This is a genomic window from Curtobacterium sp. SP.BCo, from assembly GCF_051903265.1.
Taxonomy (GTDB): Bacteria; Actinomycetota; Actinomycetes; order Actinomycetales; family Microbacteriaceae; genus Curtobacterium.
Window position 1 is genome coordinate 3188757 of sequence record NZ_CP194337.1, and the last position, 22415, is coordinate 3211171.

The window sequence follows — 22415 nt, forward strand, 5'->3', positions numbered from 1 at the left end:
GACCACCCGCTGAACCTGCGAAGGCGCCGAGCACTGCCGCAGGTGACGTGACGATCATCGGCTCCACGGCGTCCACCCCGTGGGTGCGAGCGCCGCGCCCCGGACAGGAGACCCCATGAGCAGCACCGACCACGACGAGGGCCGTACCAGCAAGCCGTCGTTCCGCGACACGATGACCGCCGGACTCGTGCAGAAGGCACTCGAGCCGGTGCTGCGTGCCGTGCGGGACGAGGTCGCGTCGGCACGGCGTGAGGTCGGCGAGCGGGTGAGCAGTGCGAAGACCGGGCTGGTGCTGGCCGGCGTCGGGGTGGCCTTCGCCCTGACGACGCTCGTGGCCCTCGCCGGCTTCGCGGTCGCACTCCTCGAGCTGGCGCTGCCGCTCTGGGCTGCCACCGGGATCACCGTCGTGGTCTTCGCGATCGTGACCGCGATCCTGCTGGCTGTCGGCGTGCGCGGTATCCGGCGCGGCGTGCCGCCGGTACCGCGCGACACGATCCGCGAGACGAAGGAGCGGGTCCACTCCGCGAGCACCGCGGACGCAGACGACGCCGCCTGACTACATCGCGAGCGTCATGCCGACGACCGCCACCGTCATCGCGAACACCTCGCCGCTGCGGACGGCCCGGCGGTCCTCCCGGGCCCACTCGTACCGGAGCAGCCACCCGCTGAACGCGGAGTAGCCGATGACCCCGGCGCCGAGCATGGCGGTCAGTGCGATCCCGTGGCCGGCGTGGCCGTCGGCGAGACCGGTCGCGTGCCCCATCAACAGCATCCCGGCCATCACGACGGCCGACAGTGCACGGTGCACGTCCATCGGTTCCGCACGGTGGCCGTCCGCGCGGCGACGGCGCATCACGGGCAGCGGTGCGAGCAGGAGGAGCAGCGTCGCGGCGAGCAACGTCCACACCGCCCCGGCGTGCACGACGGGCATGAGCATCGCGACGAGCATCACCGCCGCCGGGACGATCACCCCGGGCCGCGGCCGGTAGCGGTCACCGACGATGCAGCACACCGACGCGAACTGCGGCACGACGAGCATGGCGTCGGCGACGGTCTCGTGCACGGCGTGGCCTCGGGCTGGCGGGGTACCGGTCAGTCCGCGGCGCGGGAGGCGGCCTTGGCGGCGCGCTCCTGCTTCACACGGGCGTTCTCCGCGTGCACGGCCGCCTGGGTCGCACGCTCACGGACGAGCCACTCGGGCTTCTCCTCGAGCAGCGACTTGATCGCCGCCGTCGTCAGGGGTTCCTCGATGCCGGCACGGGTCAGCCCCGAGATCGACACGCCGAGCTTCTGCGCCACGACGGGTCGCGGGTGCGGGCCGTCGCGTCGGAGGTCCTCGAGCCAGGTCGGGGGCTCCGTGCGGAGTTCGTCGAACGCGGTCCGGCTGATCGGCGCGCCCTGGAAGGTCTCCGGGGCCGCCGCCAGCAGGATGCCGAGCTTCTTCGCGGCCGTCTCGGGCTTCATGGTCTGTTCCTGCGCCATACCGACAAGGGTACGGCCCGTATGCTCGTTTGCATGACCGCCGCCCTGACCATCGCCTTCGTACCAGGGGTGTCCCCGGCGAAGTGGGCGCGCGTCTGGCGCGATCGCTTCCCCACGATCGAGCTCCGACTGCGGGCGATCGGCGCGGACGAGGTCGTCGAGACGCTCGCCGGCGAGCCCGACATGGCCTTCGCCCGGGCACCGTTCCCGGACGGCCACAACGCCATCCCGCTCTGGACGGAGACGGCGGTCGTGGCCGTGCCGAAGGACTCCCCCCTCGCAGACCTCGCCGAGATCGACCTGTCGGAGACCGACGTGCACGTCGTCGACGCGGGCCCGGTGCCGGCGGACGTCGACGCCGCGCTCGACCTCGTCGAGGCGAACGTCGGTGTCGTGGTGCTCCCCCAGTCGCTCTTCCGTGCGGCGAGCCGGAAAGACCTCCTGGCACGGCCGCTCGTCGGGTCGCCCGGCACCCGGATCGCGCTCGTCTGGCGCGACGAGGACGCCTCCGAGACGACGGAGGAGTTCATCGGCGTGGTGCGCGGGCGGACCGCCAACAGTTCGCGGGGCGCGCAGGACGAGCCGGGAGGCACGGACCGCACCGCGGACGCCGGCACCCGTCCGTCCGGTGGCGGCAAGGCCACCGCAGCCAACAAGAAGACCGTCGCCAAGCGCGGTGCCACGAAGGGCACCGGCGCGAAGAGCGGCGGTGGCAAGAACTCCACCGGTCGCGGGCGGGTGCAGCGCGGCATGAAGGGCAAGCCGAAGCGCGGTTCGAAGGGCAACCGCTGACCCGGCCCCCAGGCTGACCGACCGCGTCAGCGCATCACCGCCGCAGCCGCTCGTGCGACCCGTTCGCCGCGGGAGTCCTCGGCCGCTGCGCGCGCTGCCGTGACGATCCGGGTGTCCGCGCGCGTCGCCGAACCGGCGTCGAACGGGGGCTGCGGGTCGTACTCGATCTGCAGCTGGATCGCCTCGGCCGCGGGCTGACCGGCGAGCTCCGCCGCGAGCCACAGCGCCATGTCGATGCCCGCGCTGACCCCGGCGGCGGTCACGACCGCGCCGTCGTCCACCACCCGGTCGTCCACCGGCTGGGCGCCGAACGCGCCGAGCATGGGCCGCGACGCCCAGTGCGTCGTCGCCCGCTTGCCCGCCAGGAGTCCGGCGGCGCCGAGGACGAACGCGCCCGTGCAGACCGAGGTCACCCAGGTCGCCCGCTCGGCTTCACGCCGGACGAACCCGATCACCTCGGCGTCGAGCATGGCGTCGAACGCACCCTCGCCGCCCGGGACGACGAGGACGTCGGCGGGGCCGGCCGCGGCGATCGTGGTCGTCGGGACGAGTGCGAGTCCGCAGTCGCTCGGCACCGGGTCGAGGGTGGCGGCGACGTACTCCACCCGGGCCCCCGGGACGCGGGCGAGCACCTGTGCCGGGCCGGTCAGGTCGAGCTGCGTGAGGTCCGGGAAGAGCAGGAACGCGATGCGGACCTCGTCCGGGTCGTGCTCGGGCGTGGACGGCTGCTCCCCCGCGACGTGCTCGGCGGGTGGCACGGAGGCCTCGACCGGTACCTCGACGACCTCGGCGTCGACCGGGTGCACGGCGCGGACACGCGGGTTCTCGGAGCTCATGTCGCGACCATAGCCCTGCCGGGTCGCCGACGCGCCGCTCAGTTCCAGACGCCGGAGGTGCCGCGTCGGTGGCTGCCGACGAGGTGGGTGTCGACGATGCCGAGCGCCTCCATCAGCGCGTGCATCGTGGTCGGTCCGACGAACGCGAACCCACGCTTCCGGAGGGCCTTCGACAGCGCCATCGACTCGTCGGACCGCGTCGGCACCTCGGCGGAGGAGTGCGGCTCCGGGGTCGACGCCGGGCGGAACGACCAGACGAACTCGGCCAGCCCGCCGTCCTCGCGCAGGGCGATCGTGGCGTCGGCGTTCGTGATCGTCGCGAGGATCTTCGCCCGGTTCCGGACGATGCCCGCGTCCGCCATCAGCCGGGCGACGTCGTCCTCGCCGAACCCGGCAACCGTGTCGGCGTCGAAGTCGGCGAAGGCGGCACGGAACGCCGGCCGCTTCGCCAGGATCGTGCGCCACGACAGGCCGGACTGGAACGCCTCGAGCGAGAGCCGTTCGAACACGCCCCGTTCGTCACGCACGGGCATGCCCCACTCGCTGTCGTAGTAGTCGCGCAGCAGTTCGTCGGCCGACGCCCACACCGGTCGGGCGAGGCCGTCCTCCCCGACGACGAGGTCCGACGAGACGGAGACGGATCCGGGCGCGGCGACGGGGTCGGTGCTCATGGGACCATCCTGGTGCGTGCTGCCGACACCGCCCACCGCCGTCCCGTCGTCACTCCGCGGGTGGACCGTCCTGTGCTGCCTGCGGGTCCATCCACACGTACTCCCAGCGGTGGCCGTCCGGGTCGACGACGCTCCGCTGGTACATGAAGCCGAGGTCCATCTCCGGTCGGTCCTCGGTGCCGCCGGCCAGCACCGCGGCGTCGACGATGCGGTGGACCTCGTCCTTCGACGACGCGCTGAGGGAGTTGATGACCTCGATCGTGCCGGCGTCGGCGATGGTCTTGTCGGTGAACTCGGCGAACTTGGCGTGCGTGAGCACCATGACGTAAATCGTGTCGCTCACCACGACGCACGCCGCGGTGTCATCGCTGAACGCCGGGTTGATCGAGTAGCCGAGCGCCTCGTAGAACGCCTTCGAGCGCTCGAGGTCGGCGACGGGCAGGTTGATGAAGACCATCGTGTCCATGGGCGGGTTCCTTTCGTCGAGATCAACTTGGCCCGACGGTGCGGCCGGCGCAACCGTTCCTTCTCGGTACGAACTGGTACGTAATATACTCACCGGATGCAGCGCGCTTACGTGGACGAGTCCGAACCGGGCGGCGGGCGAGACCACACGGCGTACCTCCTCGCCGCAGTCGTGATCGACCTCGACGAGGAACCCGATGCGCGCCGCGCGGTCGAGCACCTCCGGCCGACTCGGATGCGGAAACTGCACTGGTACGAGGCCCTGACGGCGCAGCGGATCTCGTGGCTCGATCTCCTCCGCCGCGCCGTCGAGATCCTCGTCATCCGGTACGACGGCGTCGCGGCCCGGCCAGAGCGTCGTCGTCGACGATGCCTCGAACGACTCGTCCACGAGCTCGACCTCCGTGGCGTCCGCCACCTGGTGTTCGAGTCTCGCGGTCCGCACGCAGATCGAAGCGATCAGAAGATGATCGACACGATGCGTGCGCGCGGACTCGGTGTGCACCTTCGGCACGAGCACCGACGCGGCACGGACGAACCACTCCTTGCGCTCGCCGACGTCGCGTGTGGTGCACACGGCAGCGGCGTGCTGACGGACACCCTCCGGGTTCGTGAACTGCTGGTGTCCTGATCCGGCGCGTCCGGTCCGGACAGCGCAAATCCCCGGGCCCCGCGCTGGCTGCAGGTAATCCGGGGATCACTTCCGACCGAGAACACCCGATCGACATATCAATACTACTGGTCGGCGAACCGTGGCGTCAACCCATCGCGCGGCGCACCGCAGCCGATCCGACGACGTGCACCGCGCCTCCCGGCACGCCCGTCGTGGAACGACGAAACCGCTGTCGCATGACAGCGGCTTCGTCGTTCCGAGTCGGCAACGCGACCGTCGGCGCACCGAGTTCAGTGCACCTCGCGCCCTTCGCCCGCGGCCTTCTGCTGCGCCTCGGCCTCGGCCTGGCCGATGATGTCCTCCGCCGGGACGGGGTTCAGCCGGTCCCAGAGGAAGAAGAGCAGCCCGCCGACGAGCATCGACAGCCCGACCCACAGGTTGATGTGGATGCCGCCGGTCTTCTCCGGGTCGGTGTTCCAGTGGACGATGCCGACGATCGTGGTGATGACGCCGTACAGGACGAACAGACCGCCGAGGATGCGGCGCAGGTCGAGCCGACGGGTGGAACGGACGAGGGCGGCCTTCTGCTCCTCGGTCATGGCGGTGGTGGTGTCGCTCATGGGAGATCTCCTTCGCGGATCAGAGGAACGGGAGGTACAGGACGACGCACAGGATCAGTGCGACGGTGCCGAGCAGCGCCGGGGAGCGGTACCACGCGGTGTCGGTCGCGACGGAGTCGCCGTGCAGGTCGATCTTGCCGACGCCGTAGACCAGGCCGCCGAGCTCCTTCTCGGGCTTCGGCTTGGTGACCATCGACACGACGAACCCGACGACGAGCACGGTGACGAACGAGATGATCGCGCCGTACAGGGTCTCGGCGGTCGCGGTGGCGAACAGCTTCGGGTTCACCAGGTAGGCGATCCAGGTGATCGTCGGCGTCACGATGCCGAGGACGTACCCCCAGAGGGCGCCAGCGGTGGTCATCCGCTTCCAGAGCAGACCGAGGATGAACACGGCGAAGAGCGGCGCGTTGAAGAACGAGAACAGCGTCTGCATGTACGTCATGATGTTCGACGCCTGCGCGGCGATGAACGCGGTCGCGATGCCCACCAGGACACCGACCACGGTGACCCAGCGTCCGGTCTTCAGGTAGTGCACGTCGGGCATGTTCGGCTTGATGTAGCGCTGCCAGATGTCGTACGTGAAGACGGTGTTGAACGACGAGACGTTCGCGGCCATACCGGCCATGAACGAGGCCAGCAGACCGGTGACGGCGACGCCGAGCACACCGGTCGGCAGGTACATCTGGATGAGCTTCGGGATCGCGTCGTTGTAGGTCAGGGACCCGTCGGCGAACTGGTTGCCGACGACGGCCGCGGCGATGAGACCGGGGATGACGACGATCGCGGGGATGAAGAGCTTCGGGATCGCGGCGATCAGCGGGGTGCGCCGGGCAGCCGACATGTTCTTCGCGGAGAACGCACGCTGGACCTCGGTGAAGTTCGTCGTCCAGTAGCCGAAGCCCAGCACGAAGCCGAGGCCGAGCACGATCGCGAGCCAGTTCGCGCCGATCGGGTTCGTCACGTCGCCGAAGCCGGTGCCGGCCCACGCCTGCAGGTGCTGCACGCCCTGGGTCTTCACGATGGCCTCGCTCAGTCCACTCCAGCCGCCGACGCGGTGCAGGCCGACGATCGTCAGCGGGATGAGCCCGGCGATGATCACGAAGAACTGCATGACCTCGTTGTAGATCGCGCTGCTCAGGCCGCCGAGCGTGATGTAGACGAGGACGAAGCCGGCGGAGACGATGATTGCCAGCCACTCCGGCCAGCCGAGCATCGCCTCGATGACGATCGCCATCGCGTAGAGGTTGATGCCCGCGATGAGGACGTTCGAGACAGCGAACGCGATCGAGTTCACCAGGTGCGGGGCCTTGCCGAACCGCCGCAGCATGAACTCGGGCACGGAACGTACCTTCGAGCCGTAGTAGAAGGGCATCATCACGAGCCCGAGGAACACCATCGCCGGCACGGCGCCCACGAGGTAGTAGTGCAGGGTCGCCATGCCGATCTGGGCACCGTTGGCGGCCATGCCGAGGATCTCGGTCGCGCCGAGGTTCGCGGACACGAACGCCAGGCCCGTGATCCACGCGGGCATCGAGCGGCCCGAGAGGAAGAAGTCCATGCTCGTCCGGACCTGCTTCCGGGCGGTGAACCCGATCCCGATGACGACCGCGAAGTACACGATGATCATCAGGTAGTCGACCCAGCCCAGATCGAGCCGGATCCCGTTGTTCGCTGCAGCGAGAACCATTCAAACTCCACGTCAGTGTGTTGCGATCGACAACTCTGCCGACCCGGACGGGAACGTTACACCGATTTGTGACCGTTCACATAGCCGAGGTATGCATAGCGCTCGTGATGCCACTGCGGACCCTCGGTAGGCTCGCGACATGACCGAGCAGTCGCGCATCCTCGTCCTCAACGGCCCGAACCTCGACATCCTCGGGCGGCGCGACCCCGAGCAGTACGGCACGGTCACGCTCGCCGAGATCGAGGCCATCGTGCACACCGAGGCCGCGGTCCACGGGCTCGACGCCGACTTCCGGCAGACGAACCGCGAGGGCGAGCTCGTCGAGTGGCTGCACGAGGCACTCGACGACTTCGTCGGCGTCGTGATCAACCCCGCCGCGTACGCGCACACCTCGGTCGCGCTGCACGACGCCGTCGAGGCGCTCTCGGTGCCGGTTGTCGAGGTGCACCTGTCGAACACGTGGAAGCGCGAGCCGTTCCGGCACGTCGACCACGTCGCGACAGCGGCGACCGCGGTCATCGCGGGCGCCGGCCCGGACGGCTACCGCCTGGCGGTCGCGCACGTCGCGTCCCTGCAGGACTGACCCCGAGGCGGACTGGAGGCGCGGGGCGGGGCCGCCACGAGCCTCCCGTCCGCCTGAGCGTGGCGCGCCCCTTTCTTCCCATGGCGCGTGACCTGGAAAGCGGAATCGCGCGTAGGAGACCGGAAATTCCAGCTTCCTACGCGCGATTCCGCTTCCTACGCGCGGAACGGCTTCCTTCGCGCGGAACGGCCGCCCGTGTTCAGAAGTCGGCGGGGCGACGGACCTCGCCGGCGCCCGCGGTGGCGAACCCGCCGCGGATGATCGGCAGCGCCCGGTGCACCGCCTGGTCGATGCGGAGCTCGAGGTCCACGCTCGTGATGTCGTAGCCCCCCTCGCGCTTCGTGAAGTCCCGTTCGTTGCCGAAGACGCCGATCGGCAGGGTGGTCGACTGGAAGAAGCCGAACAGCGGCCGCATCTGGTGCTCGACGAGCAGCGCGTGCCGGTCGCTCCCGCCGGTGGCGGTCAGGAGCACCGGGGTGTCGACGAGGTCGTACTGGCCGATCCAGTCGAAGAACAACTTGAAGGCGCCGGAGTACGCGGCACGGAACGCGGGGCTGCCCACGACGAGCACGTCGGCCGCCTCCACCGTCTCGAGCGCCCGGATGGTCCGCGGCGACATGGCCTCGCGCGACGGGGCCGCACCGAGGTCGGCGAGCAGCGGACCGATCTCGATCGTCTCGGTCCGGGCGTCCTCGATCTCCTGGCCGAGGCGCGCGACGGTGGCAGCCACCAGGGTGGACGTCCGCGAGGGGTCCGATGGGCTGCCGCTGACACCGACGACGAGTTCTCCGCTCATGCGGTCGATGCTCACACGCCTGCTCGTCGCACGGTCGGCGTGTGACGACATGTGTCGGGTTCCAGCCCCCGCGCGTACGGTCCTCGCCATGCAGACGTTCCTGCCGTACCCGGAGTTCCGCGCGTCGGCCGAGGTCCTCGACGACCGGCGGTTGGGCAAGCAGCGGGTCGAGACACTGCAGGTGATGCGCGCGCTGACCCTGCCGGACTACGGCTGGCAGCATCACCCGGTCACCGCGATGTGGCGCGGGTACCGGCCGGCCCTGATGGCCTACCAGGACGCCACGTGCCGCGTGTGGACGGAGCGCGGGTACGCGGACACCTGTCTCGAGAAGACGCTCGCGGACCTCGGGCTCGTGCCGGAGGACCTCGACGCCTACCGACGGGGCGACTTCCCGATGCCGCCCTGGAACGACGACCCGGCGGTGCACCGGTCGCACCGGTCGAAGCTCGTGCAGAAGGCGCCCGAGCACTACCGGGAGCTGTTCCCGGACGTCCCGGACGACCTCGACTACGTCTGGCCGGTCACCCCAGGGGCGTCCAGCGGGAGCCGTCGCGCCGGGTGACGACGGCCGAACGGACCTCGGCGGTGGCGACGAGGCCGTCGGCTGCGTGCGACGCGACGGCCTCGGCGATCTCGTCCGAGGGTGCTTCGAACCGCACGACGGCGCAGGGCACGCCGCGGAGCACCCGGACGTCCCGCGCCTCGACGACCGTGAGCTCGGCGACGAGCCGCGCGGCCTCGGGCAGCACGGCGTCGGGGGTCGTGCCGGGCACGAGTGCTCCGACGGCGAGGGTCACACGGTACGAGGGCACGGCACCACGGTAGCGAGCGGGTGGCCCGCCGACCACCGGGCCGCGTGCGGGCCGTGACCCGTCGTGGGTGGAGGGGACGGCGTCGCACAGGGGAAGCGACGCCCGCATCCACGACGGGTCACGGGGTACGGCGGGGCACGACGGATCAGGGGGATGCCGTGCCCCGCGCCGGACGCCGTTCAGGGGGCAGCGTCCGGTCGTGGCACCGACGGGTCCGCGGGGGGACGGACCCGTCGGTGCTGGTCCTCAAGGGTGTTCGGTGTCCTCTCGGTACCGGTCCGTCTCGGTCGGCGCGGGCATCGACCGTCGGATCGCCGTGGGACGGACCATGGGGAGCAGGGCGCTCCCGATGGTCGCGAGTGCCCCGACGACGGCGATCAGCCCGAGCGGGGCGGTACCGAGGTCGTGCTGCGCGGCCAGGACGAGCGCGATCACCGTCGCGGGTGCCGGGAGGAGCTGGACCGCCCGGAAGTGGTCCTCCTGCCGGACCCGAGTCGTCATCGCGTTTGCCATGTGAGTACTCTGACGCACTTCTCCGGTCCGCAAAAGGGGGGACACGTCCCCACTCATGGAGTAGAACGTCTAGTACACCCCGTTCGGTTCAGCCGAGCGCCCGGACGGCTGCGACCGACGCCACGACCGCGCCGACCACCGCGGGCACGTCGGCCTCGGCCAGGAGCTCGTCGAACGTCAACCGCAGGGCGGTGCGGGCGACGTCGTCCGGCAGCCCGAGCGCCGTGAGCACGTGCGACGCCTCGGTGCTCCCCGCCGCGCAGGCGCTGCCCGACGACGACACGACGTCACGCTGCTCGAGCTCGAGCAGCACCGTCTCGCCGTTCACCCCCGGGAAGCAGAACGACGCGTGCCCCGGCAGGCGCGCGGTCCGCGATCCGGTGACGAACGCTCCCGGCACCGCCGCGACCACCCCGTCGAGCACGGCGTCCCGGGTCGTGGACGCGGTGGCGGCCGCCGTGGCCCGGTGGTCCGCCGCCAGGGCGAACGCCGTCGCGACCGCCACCGCCCCGGCCACGTCCTCGGTGCCGGAACGTCGCCCGCGCTCCTGGCCGCCACCGTGCACGAGCGGTTCGAGCGGAACGCCCGCGCGGACCGCGAGCACGCCCGTGCCCTTCGGCGCGCCGAGCTTGTGCCCGGACAGCGACAGGGCGTCCACACCGAGCACGTCGAGCCCGACCGGCAGCCACGGCGCGGACTGCACCGCGTCGGTGTGGAAGCGGGCGCCCACCTCGTGCGCGACCGCGGCGAGCGCCGGCACGTCCTGCACCGTGCCGATCTCGTTGTCGGCGTGCGCGATCGACACGAGCGTCGTGTCCGGCCGGAGTGCGTCGCGCAGCACCCGGGGGTCGACCACCCCGTCCGCGTCGACCGGGAGCACGGTGACGTCGAAGCCGTGGAACCGTTCGAGGTACCGGCAGCTCTCGAGGACCGCCTCGTGCTCGATCGCACTGGTGACGACGTGCCGTCCCCGGGGTGCGGCGAGCGCGATGCCTTTGACCGCGGTGTTCGCGCCCTCGGTGCCGCCGGTGGTGAAGACGACCTCGGCCGGTCGGCAGCCGAGCGCCCGGGCGACCGTGGCGCGGGCGTCGGCGAGGCCGCGGGCGGCCGCGTCGCCCACGCCGTGCGTCGACGAGGGGTTGCCGAACGTGCCGGTGAGGTACGGCCACATCGCCTCGAGGACCTCGCGGCGCACCGGGGTCGTCGCCGCTCGGTCCAGGTAGAACACGGTCCGGTCAGCCCTCGACGTCGATGTCGAGCCCGAGGTCCAACGCCCGGGCGGAGTGGGTGAGCGCCCCGACCGAGACCACGTCGACGCCCGTCGCCGCGATCGCCGCGACGGTGTCGAGGGAGACCCCGCCGGAGGCCTCCACGAGCGCTCGGCCGTCGACGATCGCGACGCCCTCGACCAGTGCGGCGGTCGTGAAGTTGTCGAGCATGATCGTGTCGACGCCGGCGTGCACGACCGGTTCGATCTGGTCGATCCGGTCCACCTCGACCTCCAGGTGCACGGTGTGTCCGAGGCGTTCGCGGGCCGAGCGGATCGCGTCCTCGACGGCGGTCCCGCGCGACAGCAGCACCGCGAGGTGGTTGTCCTTCGCGAGCACGGCGTCCGACAGCGATGTGCGGTGGTTGTGCCCGCCGCCGCAGCGCACCGCGTACCGTTCGAGCGCACGGAGCCCCGGTGTCGTCTTCCGGGTGTCGACGATCCGGGCACGTGTCCCGGACACGGCGGCGACGTACGCGGCGGTCGCCGTCGCGATGCCGGACATCCGCTGCGTCAGGTTCAGCGCGACCCGCTCGGCACGGAGCACGGCGCGCGCCGGCCCGGTGACGGTCGCCAGGACGTCCCCGGCGCCGAAGCGGGAGCCGTCGGACACGTGCAGCTCCGCCACGATCGCGGGGTCGACCGCGTGCATCACGGCGACGAACACGCCGCCGCCGCTGAGGACGCCGGGTTCGCGCGCGGCGAGCGTCGCGGTCGCGGTCGCGTCGGCCGGGATCAGCGTCTCGCTGGTGACGTCGCCCCAGGGCGCGTCCTCCTCGAGGGCGGTCTCGATCACCCGGCGCAGCGCGTGCGGCGGGATGGTGCCCGGGTCGACGGGTGCGGTCTCGACGGTCATGCGGGTACCTCCTGCGGGACGGGTGCGTGCTGTGCGACCCACGCGTACGAGGCGGGGGCGGACGGGTCGGTGTCAGGGTGGTCGGTGCGGGCGTGCGCGCCGCGCGACTCGGTGCGGGTCTCGGCCGCGAGCGCGGTGATGCGCGCGAGGTCGAGCAGCGCGCGGTCCTCGTGGTCGTGCACCCCGGTCGGGCAGGGCACGGCGACCGCGGCGAGTCCGCGTCGCGCGCTCGCGAGCCCGGCCGCGTCGCGGAGCAGGCCCACGCGGTCCGTCATGACGGACTGGACCACCCGGCGGACGTCCGTCGCGTCGGTGCGGCGATCCGCGCCTCCCGGCAGCACCGGACGGGAGGAACGGATCGCGTCGGCCGCGCTGCTGACGCTGGTGACGTGGAGGGACGCGTCCCCCCGGAGGCGCAGCCGGTCGGGCCGTGCCGCGTCGAGTGCGTCCGCTGCGCGGACCGCGAAGACCAGTCCCTCGAGGAGCGAGTTCGAGGCGAGGCGGTTGGCGCCGTGCACCCCGGTGCAGGCCACCTCGCCGATCGCGAGGAGGCCGGGCAGGCTCGTCCGACCCTCGGCGTCGGTGGCGACGCCGCCCATCGAGTAGTGCGCCGCGGGCGACACGGGGACGCCCTCGCGGGTCCAGTCGAAGCCGGCGGCACGGGTGGCGCGGGTGAGTCCGGGGAAGCGGCGGACCAGGAAGCCGTCGTCGAGGCCGGACGCGTCGAGCAGGACGGGCTCGCCGCCCTGCTCGCGCACCGCCGCGGCGATCCCCCGCGCCACGACGTCGCGCGGGGCGAGCTCGGCGTCCGGGTGCACGTCGGTCATGAAGCGTCGGCCGCGGGCGTCGCGGAGCACGGCGCCCTCGCCGCGGACGGCCTCGGACACGAGCCCGCCGCCGGGGACCGCGAGCCGGGTCGGGTGGAACTGGACGAACTCCAGGTCGGCGAGCACGGCCCCGGCACGCCAGGCGGCGGCCGCGCCGTCCCCCGTCGCGACGAGCGGGTTCGTGGTCTCGCGGTACAGGTGGCCGGCTCCCCCGGACGCCAGGACGACCGCGTCCGCGTCGAGCCGGCGCGGTTCGCCGAGCAGGTCGAGGACGTCGACCCCGACGACCGCGCCGTCACGGACGACCAGGTCGGTGAGGCAGGTGCGTTCGAGGATGGTGACGTGGCGACGGTGCAGGGCGTCGACCAGGGTCCGCTCGATCGCCGCACCCGTCGCGTCGCCGTCCGCGTGCACGACCCGCCAGCGGCCGTGCGCCGCCTCGCGGCCGCGGGCCAGGTCGTCACCGTGGCGGTCGAGGCTCGCCGGGTCCCTCGTCCGGTCGAACGGGACCCCCAGGGCGAGCAGGTCGCGCACGCGTGCGGGTCCGTCGGTGCAGAGCACCTCGACGGCGCGGGCGTCGGCACTGCCGGCCGCCGCGACGTGCGTGTCCGTCTGGTGGAGCGACGCGGAGTCGTCGGCGCCGAGTGCGACCGCGACGCCGCCCTGGGCGTACGCGGTCGCGCTGTCGGCGAGGGCGCCCTTCGTCACCAGGGTGACGTCGTGGCGGGCGCTCGCACGGATCGCTGCGGTGAGCCCGGCGATGCCGGAGCCGACGATGACGACGTGCACGGTGCTGTCCTCCCTGCCGGGCCGGCGGTCAGGCCCGCGGCTTCTCGGCGAGCATCCGCTCGAGCGCGATCCGGGCGTCGGCCTGCACCTCGGCGGGGACGACGATCTCGTTGAGCACCTCGCCGCGGACGAGTGCCTCGAGCACCCACGCGAGGTACCCGGGGTGGATCCGGTACATCGTGGAGCACGGGCAGACCACCGGGTCGAGGCAGAAGATCGTGTGCTGCGGGTACTCGGCCGCCAACCGGTTCACCATGTTGATCTCGGTGCCGATCGCGAAGGTCGTCGGTTCGGTCGCGGCCGCGACGGTCTTCCGGATGAGGTCGGTGCTGCCGGCGTGGTCGGCGGCGTCGACCACGGCCATCGGGCACTCCGGGTGGACGATGACCTGGACACCGGGGTGGTCCCGCCGGGCCTGCTCGATCTGGTCGACCGTGAACCGGCGGTGCACCGAGCAGAAGCCGTGCCAGAGCACGACCGCGGCGTCCTGCAGGGTCTCGGCGTCGTTGCCGCCCAGGGGCTTCCGCGGGTTCCACATCGGCATGCGGTCGGTGCTGATCCCCATGGCCTTCGCGGTGTTCCGGCCGAGGTGCTGGTCGGGGAAGAACAGGACGCGCTGCCCACGCTCGAACGCCCACTCGAGGACGGTCGCCGCGTTCGACGAGGTGCAGACGATCCCGCCGTTCCGCCCGCAGAACGCCTTGAGGTCGGCCGCGGAGTTCATGTAGGTCACGGGGATGATCGGCACCCGACCGTCGGCGTCCGGCTCGGTGCCGTAGACCGCGGTGAGCTCGGCCCACGCGGCCTCGACGCTGTCGATGTCGGCCATGTCCGCCATCGAGCAGCCGGCGGCGAGGTTCGGCAGGATGACGCGCTGGTCGTCGCGGGCGAGGATGTCGGCCGTCTCCGCCATGAAGTGGACGCCGCAGAACACGATCGCCTCGGCGTCCGGCTTGGTCAGGGCGGCGTTGGCGAGCTGGAACGAGTCGCCCAGGAAGTCCGCGTGCCGCACGACCTCGTCGCGCTGGTAGAAGTGGCCGAGCACGACGACCCGGTCCCCCAGGGTCGCCTTCGCCCGCTCGATGCGCTCGTGCAGTTCGTCCACCGGCGCCTGCTTGTACTCGTCCGGGAGCACACCCTGCCGCGGCGCACTCGTGGGGATGACGTCGGACATCGAGGAACCGGGGCCGTACCCGGGCCGGTCGTCGAAGTCCCACGTGGGCATCGCCAGGTCGGGCGTGCACGTGCTGCCCGCGGCCCGGCCGTTGGAGATCAGTTCGATGGTGGTTGCGATGGACACTGCGGTGTTCCTATCGGTTCTGCGGTCGTGAGCCCTGCTGCAGCGGGCCGTTGTCCGCGTAGGCCAGGTCGGGGTTCGAGCGGTACAACCGGGCCGGTCGGTGCCGGCCCCCGCTCGTGGTCTCGTCGGTGGGCAGGATCGCGTCGGTCTTCTCGACCTGCCGCCGGAAGTTCGCGGGGTCGAGCGCACGCCCGAGCACCGCCTCGTACACCCCGCGGAGTTCGGCGAGGGTGAACCGGCCCCCCAGGAACGCCTGGGCGATCCGGGAGTACGACATCTTGTTGCGCAGTCGCCAGAGGGCGTACTCGACGATGCGGTCGTGGTCGAACGCGAGCGGCGGGTGCTCGTCCGCGAGGAACCACCGGACGTTCCAGTCGTCCGGCACCAAGCTCGCCTCGTCCGGGTGCACCAGGGCCCAGTACACGATCGACACGACCCGGGTCGGGGACCGGTCGACGTCGCCGAACGCGTAGAGCTGCTCGAGGTAGCGCGGCTGCACGTTCGTCGTCTCCCGGAGACGGGCCGCCGCCGAGTCCTCGAGCCCCTCGTCCGGGCGCACCCAGCCACCGGGGAGCGCCCAGGCGCCCTCGAACGGTTCCGCCACCCGGCGCACGAGCGGCATCCAGAGCGCCGGGGCACCGGTGTCGGGGTGCGGGCGCAGCGCGACGATGACCGTCGAGACGGCGACGCGGATGGCCGGCTCGGTGGGTTCGTGGAGTTCGTTGGTTTGTGTCATGTTGACTTGAAGTGTTCGGGTTGCAATGACACTATCACCGGGTTTCACGAGACGGAAACAGGGCCGAAAACTCCCGGTCCGACCGCGCGCCTACATTGAGCCGCATGACAACGGTGACGAGGATGCACGCCGTCGTGTCGGGGACGGTCCAGGGGGTCGGTTTCCGGTACTGGACCGCACGGAAGGCCGACGGGCTCGAACTCGCCGGGTACGCCCGGAACCTGTTCGACGGGACGGTCGAGGTCGAGGCGGAGGGGCCGGCACCGGCGGTCGACGCCCTGATGACGTTCATCCGGACGGGGCCACCGTCCGCGACGGTGACCGACGTGGCCTGCCGGTCGGTCGTGCCGCACGGCGACGGCGAGGGGTTCGCGATCCTGCACTGAGCACCGGCGATGCTGCACTGAGCACCGGCGCTGCTGCGTGGATGCGTGGGCGCGACCGCGCGGAAGCCGGACGCTGCCGGGCGGATGTCGGTGCGGAGCGGAATAATCGAATCCACTCAGGCGGTTGCCCTGTCTGCGCGCTCTGCGCTCCCTCGTTCCACCAGTCGTGATCCACCAGGAGCCCCGCATGTCCCAGGTCGTCGATTCCGCACCCCGCACCGGGAGCGTCGCACAGCCGTCCCCCGGTGAGACCCGACTCGTGATCGGGCTGCTGCTCGTCTCCGCGTTCGTGGTGATCCTCAACGAGACGATCATGGGCGTCGCCCTGCCCCGGCTCATGGACGACCTCGACATCAGCGCCGCGACCGGACAGTGGCTGACGACCGGGTTCCTGCTCACCATGGCCGTCGTCATCCCGATCACCGGGTTCCTCCTGCAGCGCTTCAACACCCGGCCGGTGTTCGTCTGGGCGATGAGCCTGTTCTCCGCGGGGACCCTCATCGCGCTGCTGGCCGGAGGGTTCGGCATGCTGCTGGTCGGGCGCATCGTGCAGGCGAGCGGGACGGCGATCATGATGCCGCTGCTGATGACCACGGTGCTCACGCTCGTCGAGCCCGCTCACCGCGGTCGGGTGATGGGCAACATCTCGATCGTGATCTCCGTGGCGCCGGCCATCGGCCCGACGATCTCGGGCCTGATCCTCAACGCGTTCTCGTGGCGGTGGCTGTTCGGCTTCGTCCTGCCGATCGCCCTGGCCGCGCTGGTGCTCGGCATGGTGAAGGTGGCGGACGTCTCCACGCCGCGCAGGGCACCGCTCGACGTCTTCTCGGTCGTGCTGTCCGCCTTCGCGTTCGGCGGCATCGTCTACGGCCTGTCCAGCATCGGCGAGATCGCCACCACCGGTCCGGTCGTCCCGGTGGCCGCGCTCGTCGTCGGCGCCGTCGCGCTCGCGCTGTTCATCGTCCGCCAGACTCGTCTGCAGCGCACCGACAGCGCCCTGCTCGACCTGCGGACGTTCCGGACGAAGGGCTTCACGATCCCGATCGTCGCGATGGCCCTGAGCTTCATGGCGATGTTCGGCACGCTCATCCTGCTGCCGATCTACCTCGAGCGCGTGCTCGGGCTCGAGGTGCTCCAGGTCGGACTCCTGCTGCTCCCGGGCGGCCTGCTGATGGGTCTCCTGTCGCCGATCGTCGGTCGCATCTACGACCGCCGCGGCCCGCGCGTGCTGCTCATCCCCGGGTCGATCATCGTCAGCGCCGTGCTCTGGGCGCTGTCCACGGTCGGCACCGGCACGAGCGTGTGGTTCGTCCTCGGCGCGCACGTCGTCCTGAGCATCGGGCTCGCCCTGACGTTCACGCCGCTCTTCACCGCGGCGCTCGGCGGGCTGCCCCCGAAGCTGTACTCGCACGGCAGCGCGGTGCTCGGCACGGCGCAGCAGCTGGCCGGGGCTGCGGGCACCGCCCTGTTCGTCACGCTCCTCACGATCGGCGCCTCGACCGCCGTCGCCGGCAGCGGTGCGGACGGTCTGGCCGAGGCCACCGCCTCGGGTGTGAAGACGGCGTTCCTCGTCGGTGCGGTCATCTCCCTGTTCGGCATCGCGACCTCCGCGATGGTCCGGCGTCCGAGCATGCCCGAGGGCGCCCCCGCTCCCTCGATGCACTGACCGGACGGCGGCGACCCGGGGGCCGAGCGGCGCCGCACGTGGCATCGTGGGCGGCATGCGGTCGACGACGAGCGAGCTGAACTGGTCCGGCACGGTCACCTACACGGCCGAGCGGGTCCTCCGCCCGTCCTCGATCGACGAGGCCGCCGCGATCGTCGCTCGCGAACACCGGGTGCACGGACTCGGCACGCGGCACTCGTTCAACGACTCCGCCGACGCCCCCGGGGTGCTGCTCGACCTCACCGGGATCCCGACGGACCTGGACGTCGACACCGAACGGCGCACCGTGACGATGGGCGCCGGGACCCGGTACGGGGCCGTCGCGCCGGAGGTCCACCGGGCGGGTCTCGGCCTGCACAACCTCGGCTCCCTCCCCCACATCTCCATCGGCGGCGCGATCGCCACCGGTACGCACGGCTCCGGCACCACGCTCGGGTCGCTCAGCACCGCCGTCCGGTCGTTCGAGGTGCTCGGACCCGACGGGACGCCCCGCACGGTCACGCGCGACGACCCGGCCTTCGACGGGGCGGTGCTGCACCTCGGACTGCTCGGCATCGTCACCCGGGTGACCCTCGACGCCGAGCCGACCTACCGGATGCGGCAGGACTCCTACGGTCCGATCCCCTGGGACACCTTCACGGCGCACGTCGCCGAGGTGCACGCCGCCGCGTACTCGGTGTGCTCGTACACGGTGTTCGGGGACGAGATCAGCGAGGTGCTCCTGAAGTCGCGCGTACCCGAGGGTGCCGACGACGTCGCGGTCCCGGAGTCGCTCGTCGGGGCGCCGAAGCTGCCCGGTTCGGCCGGCGACGGCCACCACACCGCCAGGGACGGTTCGGTCGGGCCGTGGTGGGACCGCCTACCGCACTTCCCGATCGAGTCGGTCCCGAGCCACGGCTCCGAGGTGCAGAGCGAGCACTTCGTCCCGCTCCGGCACGCGGCGGCCGCGCTCGAGGCGGTCCGGGGGCTCGCCGACCGGATCCAGCCGCACCTGCACGTCTGCGAGCTCCGGACGATGGCTGGCGACCCGTTCTGGCTGAGCCCGACGCAGGGCGAGGACGTCCTCTGCATCGCGTTCACGTGGAAGAAGTACCCCGCCGAGGTCGCGGCGCTCCTGCCCGACCTCGAAGCGCGCCTGGCCCCGTTCGACGGCCGTCCGCACTGGGGGAAGATGAGTTCCCTCGGCGGCGAGGCGGTCGACGCGCTGTACCCGCGCCTCCAGGCCTTCCGCGACCTCGTGACCGCAGCCGATCCCGACCGGACGTTCGCGTCCGCCTTCGGCGAGCGGGTCCTCGGGGTCTGACCCGGTTCAGCCGACCGCGGTCACCGTCCGCGTGCCGCCGTCCCAGTGCCGGACCCCGGCGACCTCGAGGGTCGGCGGCAACGGGACGTCGCGCAGCGCCGCGACGGCGCGGGGCAGGTCCTCGTCGCGCACCCGGCGGGCGAACGAGACGTGCGGGGACCACCGCCCGGGCAGGCTCGTGTCGACCGCTCCCGGTGCGACGCGGTGCACGGCCTCGTGGAGCGCGGCGAGCGCCGGGTCCAGCACGACCGCCCGCACGAGGACGGACCGACCGGGGCCAGCGGGGAAGAGCAGCACGCCGCCGAGCAGCAGTGTCTCCGGCACCGGCACGCCGAGGGTCGACGGCACCGGCAGGGTCGGCCCGGCGGCGAGCGTCACGTGCGGGGCATTCGACGGCGACGGGTGCCGTCCGAGGCTCGGCAGACCGGCGTCGACGAGTGCTGCCCACGCGGTCCGGACAGCCGCGTCGGACGAGGGCTCCAGGACGAGTTCGATGCTCCGCACCGGCCCAGTCAACCGCGCGTGGATGTAACACGGCGGAACCGAACTCGCACCCACCCCGGCGGCCCGTCACACTCGACTGCACGCCGCGGACCACCGCGGTCACCGCCGCGGAGCACCGCGGTCGGCGCCGCGGACCCGCGGTCGCCACCGCGGACCACCGCGGACCCCCCACAGCACTGCCCACGAGGAGCACCCCCATGTCCGCAGCACCCGCACTGCCCGAGAAGCCGAAGGGCAAGCGCCCGATCGGCTGGATCGTCGCCGCCGCGGTGGTCGTCGTCGCGATCGTCGTCGCCCTCATCGTCGGGGCCGTCCGCTCCAGCGGGGACGACGGCGCAGCAGCCGGTGGTTCGCCGAAGACCGTCACGATCGGTGTCGCGGACAAGTCGCTCGACTACTGGAGCACCTACACGAAGCTCGCGAAGTCGAAGTTGAACGTCACCGTGAAGCTGACCAACTTCGCCGACTACTCACTGCCGAACCCGGCGCTCAAGGACAAGCAGCTGGACCTCAACCAGTTCCAGCACATCCAGTACCTCGCGGACTACAACGTCACGTCCGACGACGACCTGCAGCCGATCGGCTCGACTGCCGTCTACCCGCTGCCGCTCTACGCGACGAAGTACGACAAGCCGTCCGCCCTGCCGGAGGGTGCGAAGGTCGCGATCCCGGACGACTCGATCAACCAGGCGCGCGCGCTGCTGATCCTGCAGTCGGCGAAGCTCGTCACGCTCCGCGACGGCGGATCGGCGTTCTCGACGACGAGCGACATCGTGTCGTCGAAGGTCGACGTCCAGCCGCTCAACGCCTCGCAGACCGCGAACGCCCTGCAGCAGGGTTCGGTCGCCGCAGCGGTCGTCAACAACAACTACGCCACGGCCGCCGGCCTGCCGATCTCGGACGCGATCTACCAGGACGACCCGTCGAGCGCCAGCGCGGCGCCGTACGTGAACGTCTTCGCGGTCCGCAAGGCCGACAAGGACAACGCGACGTACCTCGCCCTCGCGAAGCTGTTCCAGGACTCCGCCGTGCAGAAGGCCTTCAAGAAGGACCTGCCCGAGGCCGTCAGCCGTGACGAGAGCGCCTCGTCCCTGCAGGACGAGCTCGCCCAGGTCGAGCAGGACGCGAAGGCGGCCAAGCAGTAGTGCCGGTCCTCGTCGAACTCCGCGGCGTCTCGAAGCACTACCGCCGCGCCGACACCGGCGAGACCGTGGTGGCCGTCGAGGACGTCTCCCTGGACGTGCACCAGGGAGAGGTCCTCGGCGTCATCGGGTACTCCGGTGCCGGCAAGTCCACACTGGTCCGCCTCGTGAACGCCCTGGAACTGCCGTCCTCCGGGTCCGTGACGGTGGCCGGGCAGGAGTTGACCGCGATCCCGGAGAAGGACCGTCGACTCGCGCGGCGGCGCATCGGGATGATCTTCCAGCAGTTCAACCTGTTCCGCTCCCGCACCATCGCCGGCAACGTGGCGTACCCGCTCAAGGTCGCCGGCGTCCCGAAGGAGGAACGGAACCGTCGGGTGGCGGAGCTGCTCGACTTCGTCGGCCTGCTCGACCGGGCGTACGCCTACCCGGAGCAGCTGTCCGGCGGGCAGAAGCAGCGCGTCGGAATCGCCCGTGCGCTCGCCTCGAACCCCGACCTGCTGCTCGCCGACGAGGCCACCAGCGCGCTCGACCCGGAGACCACCTCGGAGGTGCTCGCGCTCCTCCGTCGGGTGAACCGGGAGCTCGGGCTCACCATCATCGTCATCACGCACGAGATGGACGCCGTCCGGCAGATCGCCGACCGGGTGGCCGTGATGGAACAGGGCCGCGTGGTCGAGGTCGGTGACGTCTACGACGTGTTCTCCACGCCGCAGACCGACGCCGCGCAGCGCTTCGTCCGCACGGCGCTGCACGACCGTCCCTCCCCCGAGACGCTCGCCCGACTGCGCGAGCGGCACCCGGGCCGGTTGGTCACCGTGCAGATCACCGACGAGGTCGGCCTGCAGAACCGCATCGACGGGGCGTTCCGCGAGGCCGGCGTCACCGCCGAGCTCGTCTACGGCGGGGTCGGGGAGATCCGGGAGCGCCGGATCGGCTCGCTCACCTACGAGCTGAGCGCCGCCGGTGACGGTACGGCGATCGACCGTGCCGTCGCCGCACTGCGAGCCGACGGCGTCACGACCGACGAGGAGGCAGCAGCGTGAACAACTCGTTCCAGAGCGTGATCGACACGTTCGACGTCTTCCTGTCGTCGATCCGCGACACCATCGTGATGTCGCTGGTCTCCCTCGTGATCGCCGGGATCATCGGCCTGGCGCTCGGCCTCGCGCTGTACGCCACCCGGCCGGGCAACCTGCTCGGCAGCCGAACCGGCTACACGATCCTCAACGTGGTCGTGAACCTGGTCCGTCCGATCCCGTTCGTGATCTTCCTCGCCGCGATCGCCCCGTTGTCCCGGGTGGTCGTGCAGACCACGATCGGGGTGCCGGCGGTGACGTTCGCGATCTCGCTCGCGGCGTCGTTCGCGGTGGCGCGGATCGTCGAGCAGAACCTGCTGTCGGTGGACCCCGGTGTCGTCGAGGCCGCACGAGCGTCCGGCGCGCACCCGGTGTCGATCCTGCTCACCGTGCTCATCCCCGAGGGCCTCGGCCCGCTGATCCTCGGCTACACCTTCATCTACATCGGCATCGTCGACATGACGGCGCAGGGTGCGCTGATCGGTGGCGGCGGGCTGGGCGAGTACGCGACGGTGTACGGGTCGCAGCGCTACGACTGGTGGGTCGTCTACGTCTCGGTGGCGGCGATCGTCGTCATCGTCCAGGTCGGCCAGTTCATCGGCAACCGGCTGGCGCGGGCGACGCTGCGTCGCTGACGCGACCACCCCACGGACGGGAGGCGCGGTGCCGGCTGGCACCGCGCCT

Annotated in this window: 27 protein-coding genes; 11 read left to right on the forward strand and 16 right to left on the reverse strand. The window is 71.5% G+C overall.

The genetic code is table 11. From position 1 onward, the window contains the following. The first annotated feature begins 115 nt into the window (after positions 1–115). Positions 116–556, forward strand: a complete 441-nt coding sequence (locus ACRQ4B_RS15035) for a phage holin family protein (RefSeq protein ID WP_439692198.1) — start codon at positions 116–118, stop codon at positions 554–556. Here ACRQ4B_RS15035 and ACRQ4B_RS15040 read toward each other — a convergent pair whose 3' ends face one another. Both ACRQ4B_RS15040 and ACRQ4B_RS15045 read right to left on the reverse strand, forming a co-directional pair. Further along, positions 557–1063, reverse strand: a complete 507-nt coding sequence (locus ACRQ4B_RS15040; protein ID WP_439692199.1) for a hypothetical protein — start codon at positions 1061–1063, stop codon at positions 557–559. 29 nt (positions 1064–1092) lie between these two features. After that, entirely contained in the window at positions 1093–1482 is a 390-nt protein-coding gene (locus ACRQ4B_RS15045) for a DUF5997 family protein (RefSeq protein WP_439692200.1), read from the reverse strand. 33 nt (positions 1483–1515) lie between these two features. Between ACRQ4B_RS15045 and ACRQ4B_RS15050 the strand changes: the two genes are divergently transcribed. Continuing rightward, on the forward strand, positions 1516–2274 hold the full coding sequence (locus ACRQ4B_RS15050) for a LysR family transcriptional regulator substrate-binding protein (protein WP_439692201.1): 759 nt from the start codon (positions 1516–1518) through the stop codon (positions 2272–2274). Positions 2275–2300: 26 nt separating this feature from the next. Here the strand turns inward: ACRQ4B_RS15050 and ACRQ4B_RS15055 are convergent, their stop codons facing one another. The 3 genes from ACRQ4B_RS15055 to ACRQ4B_RS15065 are packed head-to-tail and all read right to left on the reverse strand — an operon-like array spanning position 2301 to position 4247. After that, positions 2301–3110: a DJ-1/PfpI family protein gene (locus tag ACRQ4B_RS15055; protein WP_439692202.1), complete on the reverse strand. Its 810-nt coding sequence runs from the start codon at positions 3108–3110 to the stop codon at positions 2301–2303. A 38-nt stretch (positions 3111–3148) separates the two neighbouring features. Continuing rightward, on the reverse strand, positions 3149–3781 hold the full coding sequence (locus tag ACRQ4B_RS15060) for a DNA-3-methyladenine glycosylase I (RefSeq protein ID WP_439692203.1): 633 nt from the start codon (positions 3779–3781) through the stop codon (positions 3149–3151). Between the two features lie 49 nt (positions 3782–3830). Further along, positions 3831–4247, reverse strand: coding sequence for a VOC family protein (locus tag ACRQ4B_RS15065; RefSeq protein ID WP_439692204.1), 417 nt, complete (start codon positions 4245–4247; stop codon positions 3831–3833). A gap of 96 nt (positions 4248–4343) precedes the next feature. Here ACRQ4B_RS15065 and ACRQ4B_RS15070 point away from each other — a divergent pair, with 96 nt between their 5' ends. Next, complete coding sequence (locus tag ACRQ4B_RS15070; protein WP_439692205.1) at positions 4344–4877, forward strand: DUF3800 domain-containing protein; 534 nt, start codon at positions 4344–4346, stop codon at positions 4875–4877. Between the two features lie 272 nt (positions 4878–5149). Here ACRQ4B_RS15070 and ACRQ4B_RS15075 read toward each other — a convergent pair whose 3' ends face one another. Both ACRQ4B_RS15075 and ACRQ4B_RS15080 read right to left on the reverse strand, forming a co-directional pair. Continuing rightward, positions 5150–5479 carry a hypothetical protein gene (locus ACRQ4B_RS15075; protein ID WP_439692206.1) on the reverse strand — a complete coding sequence of 110 codons (330 nt, stop codon included), beginning with the start codon at positions 5477–5479 and terminating at the stop codon, positions 5150–5152. Between the two features lie 19 nt (positions 5480–5498). Then, a complete protein-coding gene (locus ACRQ4B_RS15080; protein WP_439692207.1) occupies positions 5499–7169 on the reverse strand; it encodes a sodium:solute symporter family protein in 1671 nt (556 codons plus the stop codon). Between the two features lie 139 nt (positions 7170–7308). Between ACRQ4B_RS15080 and aroQ the strand changes: the two genes are divergently transcribed. Further along, positions 7309–7752 (forward strand): type II 3-dehydroquinate dehydratase, encoded by a 444-nt coding sequence (aroQ, locus tag ACRQ4B_RS15085; protein ID WP_439692208.1) that lies wholly within the window; start codon positions 7309–7311, stop codon positions 7750–7752. 199 nt (positions 7753–7951) lie between these two features. Here the strand turns inward: aroQ and ACRQ4B_RS15090 are convergent, their stop codons facing one another. Continuing rightward, the gene (locus ACRQ4B_RS15090; protein WP_439692209.1) at positions 7952–8548 is read right to left on the reverse strand and encodes an NAD(P)H-dependent oxidoreductase; all 597 of its coding nucleotides are present in this window, start codon (positions 8546–8548) and stop codon (positions 7952–7954) included. 88 nt (positions 8549–8636) lie between these two features. Here ACRQ4B_RS15090 and ACRQ4B_RS15095 point away from each other — a divergent pair, with 88 nt between their 5' ends. Beyond that, positions 8637–9113, forward strand: coding sequence for an MSMEG_6728 family protein (locus ACRQ4B_RS15095; RefSeq protein WP_439692210.1), 477 nt, complete (start codon positions 8637–8639; stop codon positions 9111–9113). Here ACRQ4B_RS15095 and ACRQ4B_RS15100 read toward each other — a convergent pair. The 7 genes from ACRQ4B_RS15100 to ACRQ4B_RS15130 all read right to left on the reverse strand — a co-directional run bounded on the left by ACRQ4B_RS15100 (position 9073) and on the right by ACRQ4B_RS15130 (position 15651). Then, positions 9073–9363 carry a hypothetical protein gene (locus ACRQ4B_RS15100; protein ID WP_439692211.1) on the reverse strand — a complete coding sequence of 97 codons (291 nt, stop codon included), beginning with the start codon at positions 9361–9363 and terminating at the stop codon, positions 9073–9075. The genes ACRQ4B_RS15095 and ACRQ4B_RS15100 overlap by 41 nt on opposite strands. A gap of 246 nt (positions 9364–9609) precedes the next feature. Continuing rightward, a complete protein-coding gene (locus ACRQ4B_RS15105) occupies positions 9610–9876 on the reverse strand; it encodes a hypothetical protein (protein WP_439692212.1) in 267 nt (88 codons plus the stop codon). An 88-nt stretch (positions 9877–9964) separates the two neighbouring features. Then, complete coding sequence (locus ACRQ4B_RS15110; protein WP_439692213.1) at positions 9965–11104, reverse strand: cysteine desulfurase family protein; 1140 nt, start codon at positions 11102–11104, stop codon at positions 9965–9967. A 7-nt stretch (positions 11105–11111) separates the two neighbouring features. Next, positions 11112–11999, reverse strand: coding sequence for a carboxylating nicotinate-nucleotide diphosphorylase (gene nadC / locus ACRQ4B_RS15115; protein WP_439692214.1), 888 nt, complete (start codon positions 11997–11999; stop codon positions 11112–11114). Beyond that, positions 11996–13615, reverse strand: a complete 1620-nt coding sequence (gene nadB, locus ACRQ4B_RS15120; protein ID WP_439692215.1) for an L-aspartate oxidase — start codon at positions 13613–13615, stop codon at positions 11996–11998. Before nadB ends, nadC begins: the two co-directional genes overlap by 4 nt. A gap of 28 nt (positions 13616–13643) precedes the next feature. Continuing rightward, on the reverse strand, positions 13644–14915 hold the full coding sequence (gene nadA, locus ACRQ4B_RS15125; protein WP_439692216.1) for a quinolinate synthase NadA: 1272 nt from the start codon (positions 14913–14915) through the stop codon (positions 13644–13646). A gap of 10 nt (positions 14916–14925) precedes the next feature. After that, positions 14926–15651 (reverse strand): NUDIX hydrolase, encoded by a 726-nt coding sequence (locus tag ACRQ4B_RS15130; protein WP_439692217.1) that lies wholly within the window; start codon positions 15649–15651, stop codon positions 14926–14928. A gap of 104 nt (positions 15652–15755) precedes the next feature. On the opposite strand from ACRQ4B_RS15130, the gene ACRQ4B_RS15135 reads away from it, so the two are divergent. From ACRQ4B_RS15135 to ACRQ4B_RS15145, 3 genes are all read left to right on the forward strand, one after another. Beyond that, the gene (locus ACRQ4B_RS15135) at positions 15756–16037 is read left to right on the forward strand and encodes an acylphosphatase (protein WP_439692218.1); all 282 of its coding nucleotides are present in this window, start codon (positions 15756–15758) and stop codon (positions 16035–16037) included. Positions 16038–16224: 187 nt separating this feature from the next. Continuing rightward, positions 16225–17703: an MDR family MFS transporter gene (locus ACRQ4B_RS15140; RefSeq protein WP_439692219.1), complete on the forward strand. Its 1479-nt coding sequence runs from the start codon at positions 16225–16227 to the stop codon at positions 17701–17703. Between the two features lie 55 nt (positions 17704–17758). Beyond that, positions 17759–19006, forward strand: coding sequence for an FAD-binding protein (locus ACRQ4B_RS15145; protein WP_439692220.1), 1248 nt, complete (start codon positions 17759–17761; stop codon positions 19004–19006). A gap of 6 nt (positions 19007–19012) precedes the next feature. Here the strand turns inward: ACRQ4B_RS15145 and ACRQ4B_RS15150 are convergent, their stop codons facing one another. After that, a complete protein-coding gene (locus tag ACRQ4B_RS15150; RefSeq protein WP_439692221.1) occupies positions 19013–19510 on the reverse strand; it encodes a 2'-5' RNA ligase family protein in 498 nt (165 codons plus the stop codon). Between the two features lie 197 nt (positions 19511–19707). Between ACRQ4B_RS15150 and ACRQ4B_RS15155 the strand changes: the two genes are divergently transcribed. From ACRQ4B_RS15155 to ACRQ4B_RS15165, 3 genes are read left to right on the forward strand one after another with little or no spacing between them, the layout of a single operon-like run. After that, positions 19708–20655, forward strand: coding sequence for a MetQ/NlpA family ABC transporter substrate-binding protein (locus ACRQ4B_RS15155; RefSeq protein ID WP_439692222.1), 948 nt, complete (start codon positions 19708–19710; stop codon positions 20653–20655). Beyond that, complete coding sequence (locus ACRQ4B_RS15160; protein WP_439692223.1) at positions 20655–21698, forward strand: methionine ABC transporter ATP-binding protein; 1044 nt, start codon at positions 20655–20657, stop codon at positions 21696–21698. The genes ACRQ4B_RS15155 and ACRQ4B_RS15160 overlap by 1 nt, the downstream gene beginning before the upstream one ends. Continuing rightward, on the forward strand, positions 21695–22366 hold the full coding sequence (locus tag ACRQ4B_RS15165) for a methionine ABC transporter permease (RefSeq protein WP_439692224.1): 672 nt from the start codon (positions 21695–21697) through the stop codon (positions 22364–22366). The genes ACRQ4B_RS15160 and ACRQ4B_RS15165 overlap by 4 nt, the downstream gene beginning before the upstream one ends. Positions 22367–22415 lie beyond the last annotated feature (49 nt).

Excerpts from the sequence above, each read along its gene's own strand:
- ACRQ4B_RS15130 (WP_439692217.1), bottom strand. The coding sequence starts at position 15,651 with ATGACACAAACCAACGAACTCCACGAACCCACCGAGCCGGCCATCCGC.
- ACRQ4B_RS15055 (WP_439692202.1), bottom strand. The coding sequence starts at position 3,110 with ATGAGCTCCGAGAACCCGCGTGTCCGCGCCGTGCACCCGGTCGACGCC.
- nadC (WP_439692214.1), bottom strand. The coding sequence starts at position 11,999 with ATGACCGTCGAGACCGCACCCGTCGACCCGGGCACCATCCCGCCGCAC.
- ACRQ4B_RS15090 (WP_439692209.1), bottom strand. The coding sequence starts at position 8,548 with ATGAGCGGAGAACTCGTCGTCGGTGTCAGCGGCAGCCCATCGGACCCC.
- ACRQ4B_RS15080 (WP_439692207.1), bottom strand. The coding sequence starts at position 7,169 with ATGGTTCTCGCTGCAGCGAACAACGGGATCCGGCTCGATCTGGGCTGG.
- ACRQ4B_RS15140 (WP_439692219.1), top strand. The coding sequence starts at position 16,225 with ATGTCCCAGGTCGTCGATTCCGCACCCCGCACCGGGAGCGTCGCACAG.
- ACRQ4B_RS15070 (WP_439692205.1), top strand. The coding sequence starts at position 4,344 with ATGCAGCGCGCTTACGTGGACGAGTCCGAACCGGGCGGCGGGCGAGAC.
- ACRQ4B_RS15135 (WP_439692218.1), top strand. The coding sequence starts at position 15,756 with ATGACAACGGTGACGAGGATGCACGCCGTCGTGTCGGGGACGGTCCAG.
- ACRQ4B_RS15065 (WP_439692204.1), bottom strand. The coding sequence starts at position 4,247 with ATGGACACGATGGTCTTCATCAACCTGCCCGTCGCCGACCTCGAGCGC.
- ACRQ4B_RS15155 (WP_439692222.1), top strand. The coding sequence starts at position 19,708 with ATGTCCGCAGCACCCGCACTGCCCGAGAAGCCGAAGGGCAAGCGCCCG.
- ACRQ4B_RS15075 (WP_439692206.1), bottom strand. The coding sequence starts at position 5,479 with ATGAGCGACACCACCACCGCCATGACCGAGGAGCAGAAGGCCGCCCTC.
- ACRQ4B_RS15060 (WP_439692203.1), bottom strand. The coding sequence starts at position 3,781 with ATGAGCACCGACCCCGTCGCCGCGCCCGGATCCGTCTCCGTCTCGTCG.
- aroQ (WP_439692208.1), top strand. The coding sequence starts at position 7,309 with ATGACCGAGCAGTCGCGCATCCTCGTCCTCAACGGCCCGAACCTCGAC.
- ACRQ4B_RS15045 (WP_439692200.1), bottom strand. The coding sequence starts at position 1,482 with ATGGCGCAGGAACAGACCATGAAGCCCGAGACGGCCGCGAAGAAGCTC.
- ACRQ4B_RS15095 (WP_439692210.1), top strand. The coding sequence starts at position 8,637 with ATGCAGACGTTCCTGCCGTACCCGGAGTTCCGCGCGTCGGCCGAGGTC.
- ACRQ4B_RS15145 (WP_439692220.1), top strand. The coding sequence starts at position 17,759 with ATGCGGTCGACGACGAGCGAGCTGAACTGGTCCGGCACGGTCACCTAC.
- ACRQ4B_RS15035 (WP_439692198.1), top strand. The coding sequence starts at position 116 with ATGAGCAGCACCGACCACGACGAGGGCCGTACCAGCAAGCCGTCGTTC.
- ACRQ4B_RS15105 (WP_439692212.1), bottom strand. The coding sequence starts at position 9,876 with ATGGCAAACGCGATGACGACTCGGGTCCGGCAGGAGGACCACTTCCGG.
- ACRQ4B_RS15050 (WP_439692201.1), top strand. The coding sequence starts at position 1,516 with ATGACCGCCGCCCTGACCATCGCCTTCGTACCAGGGGTGTCCCCGGCG.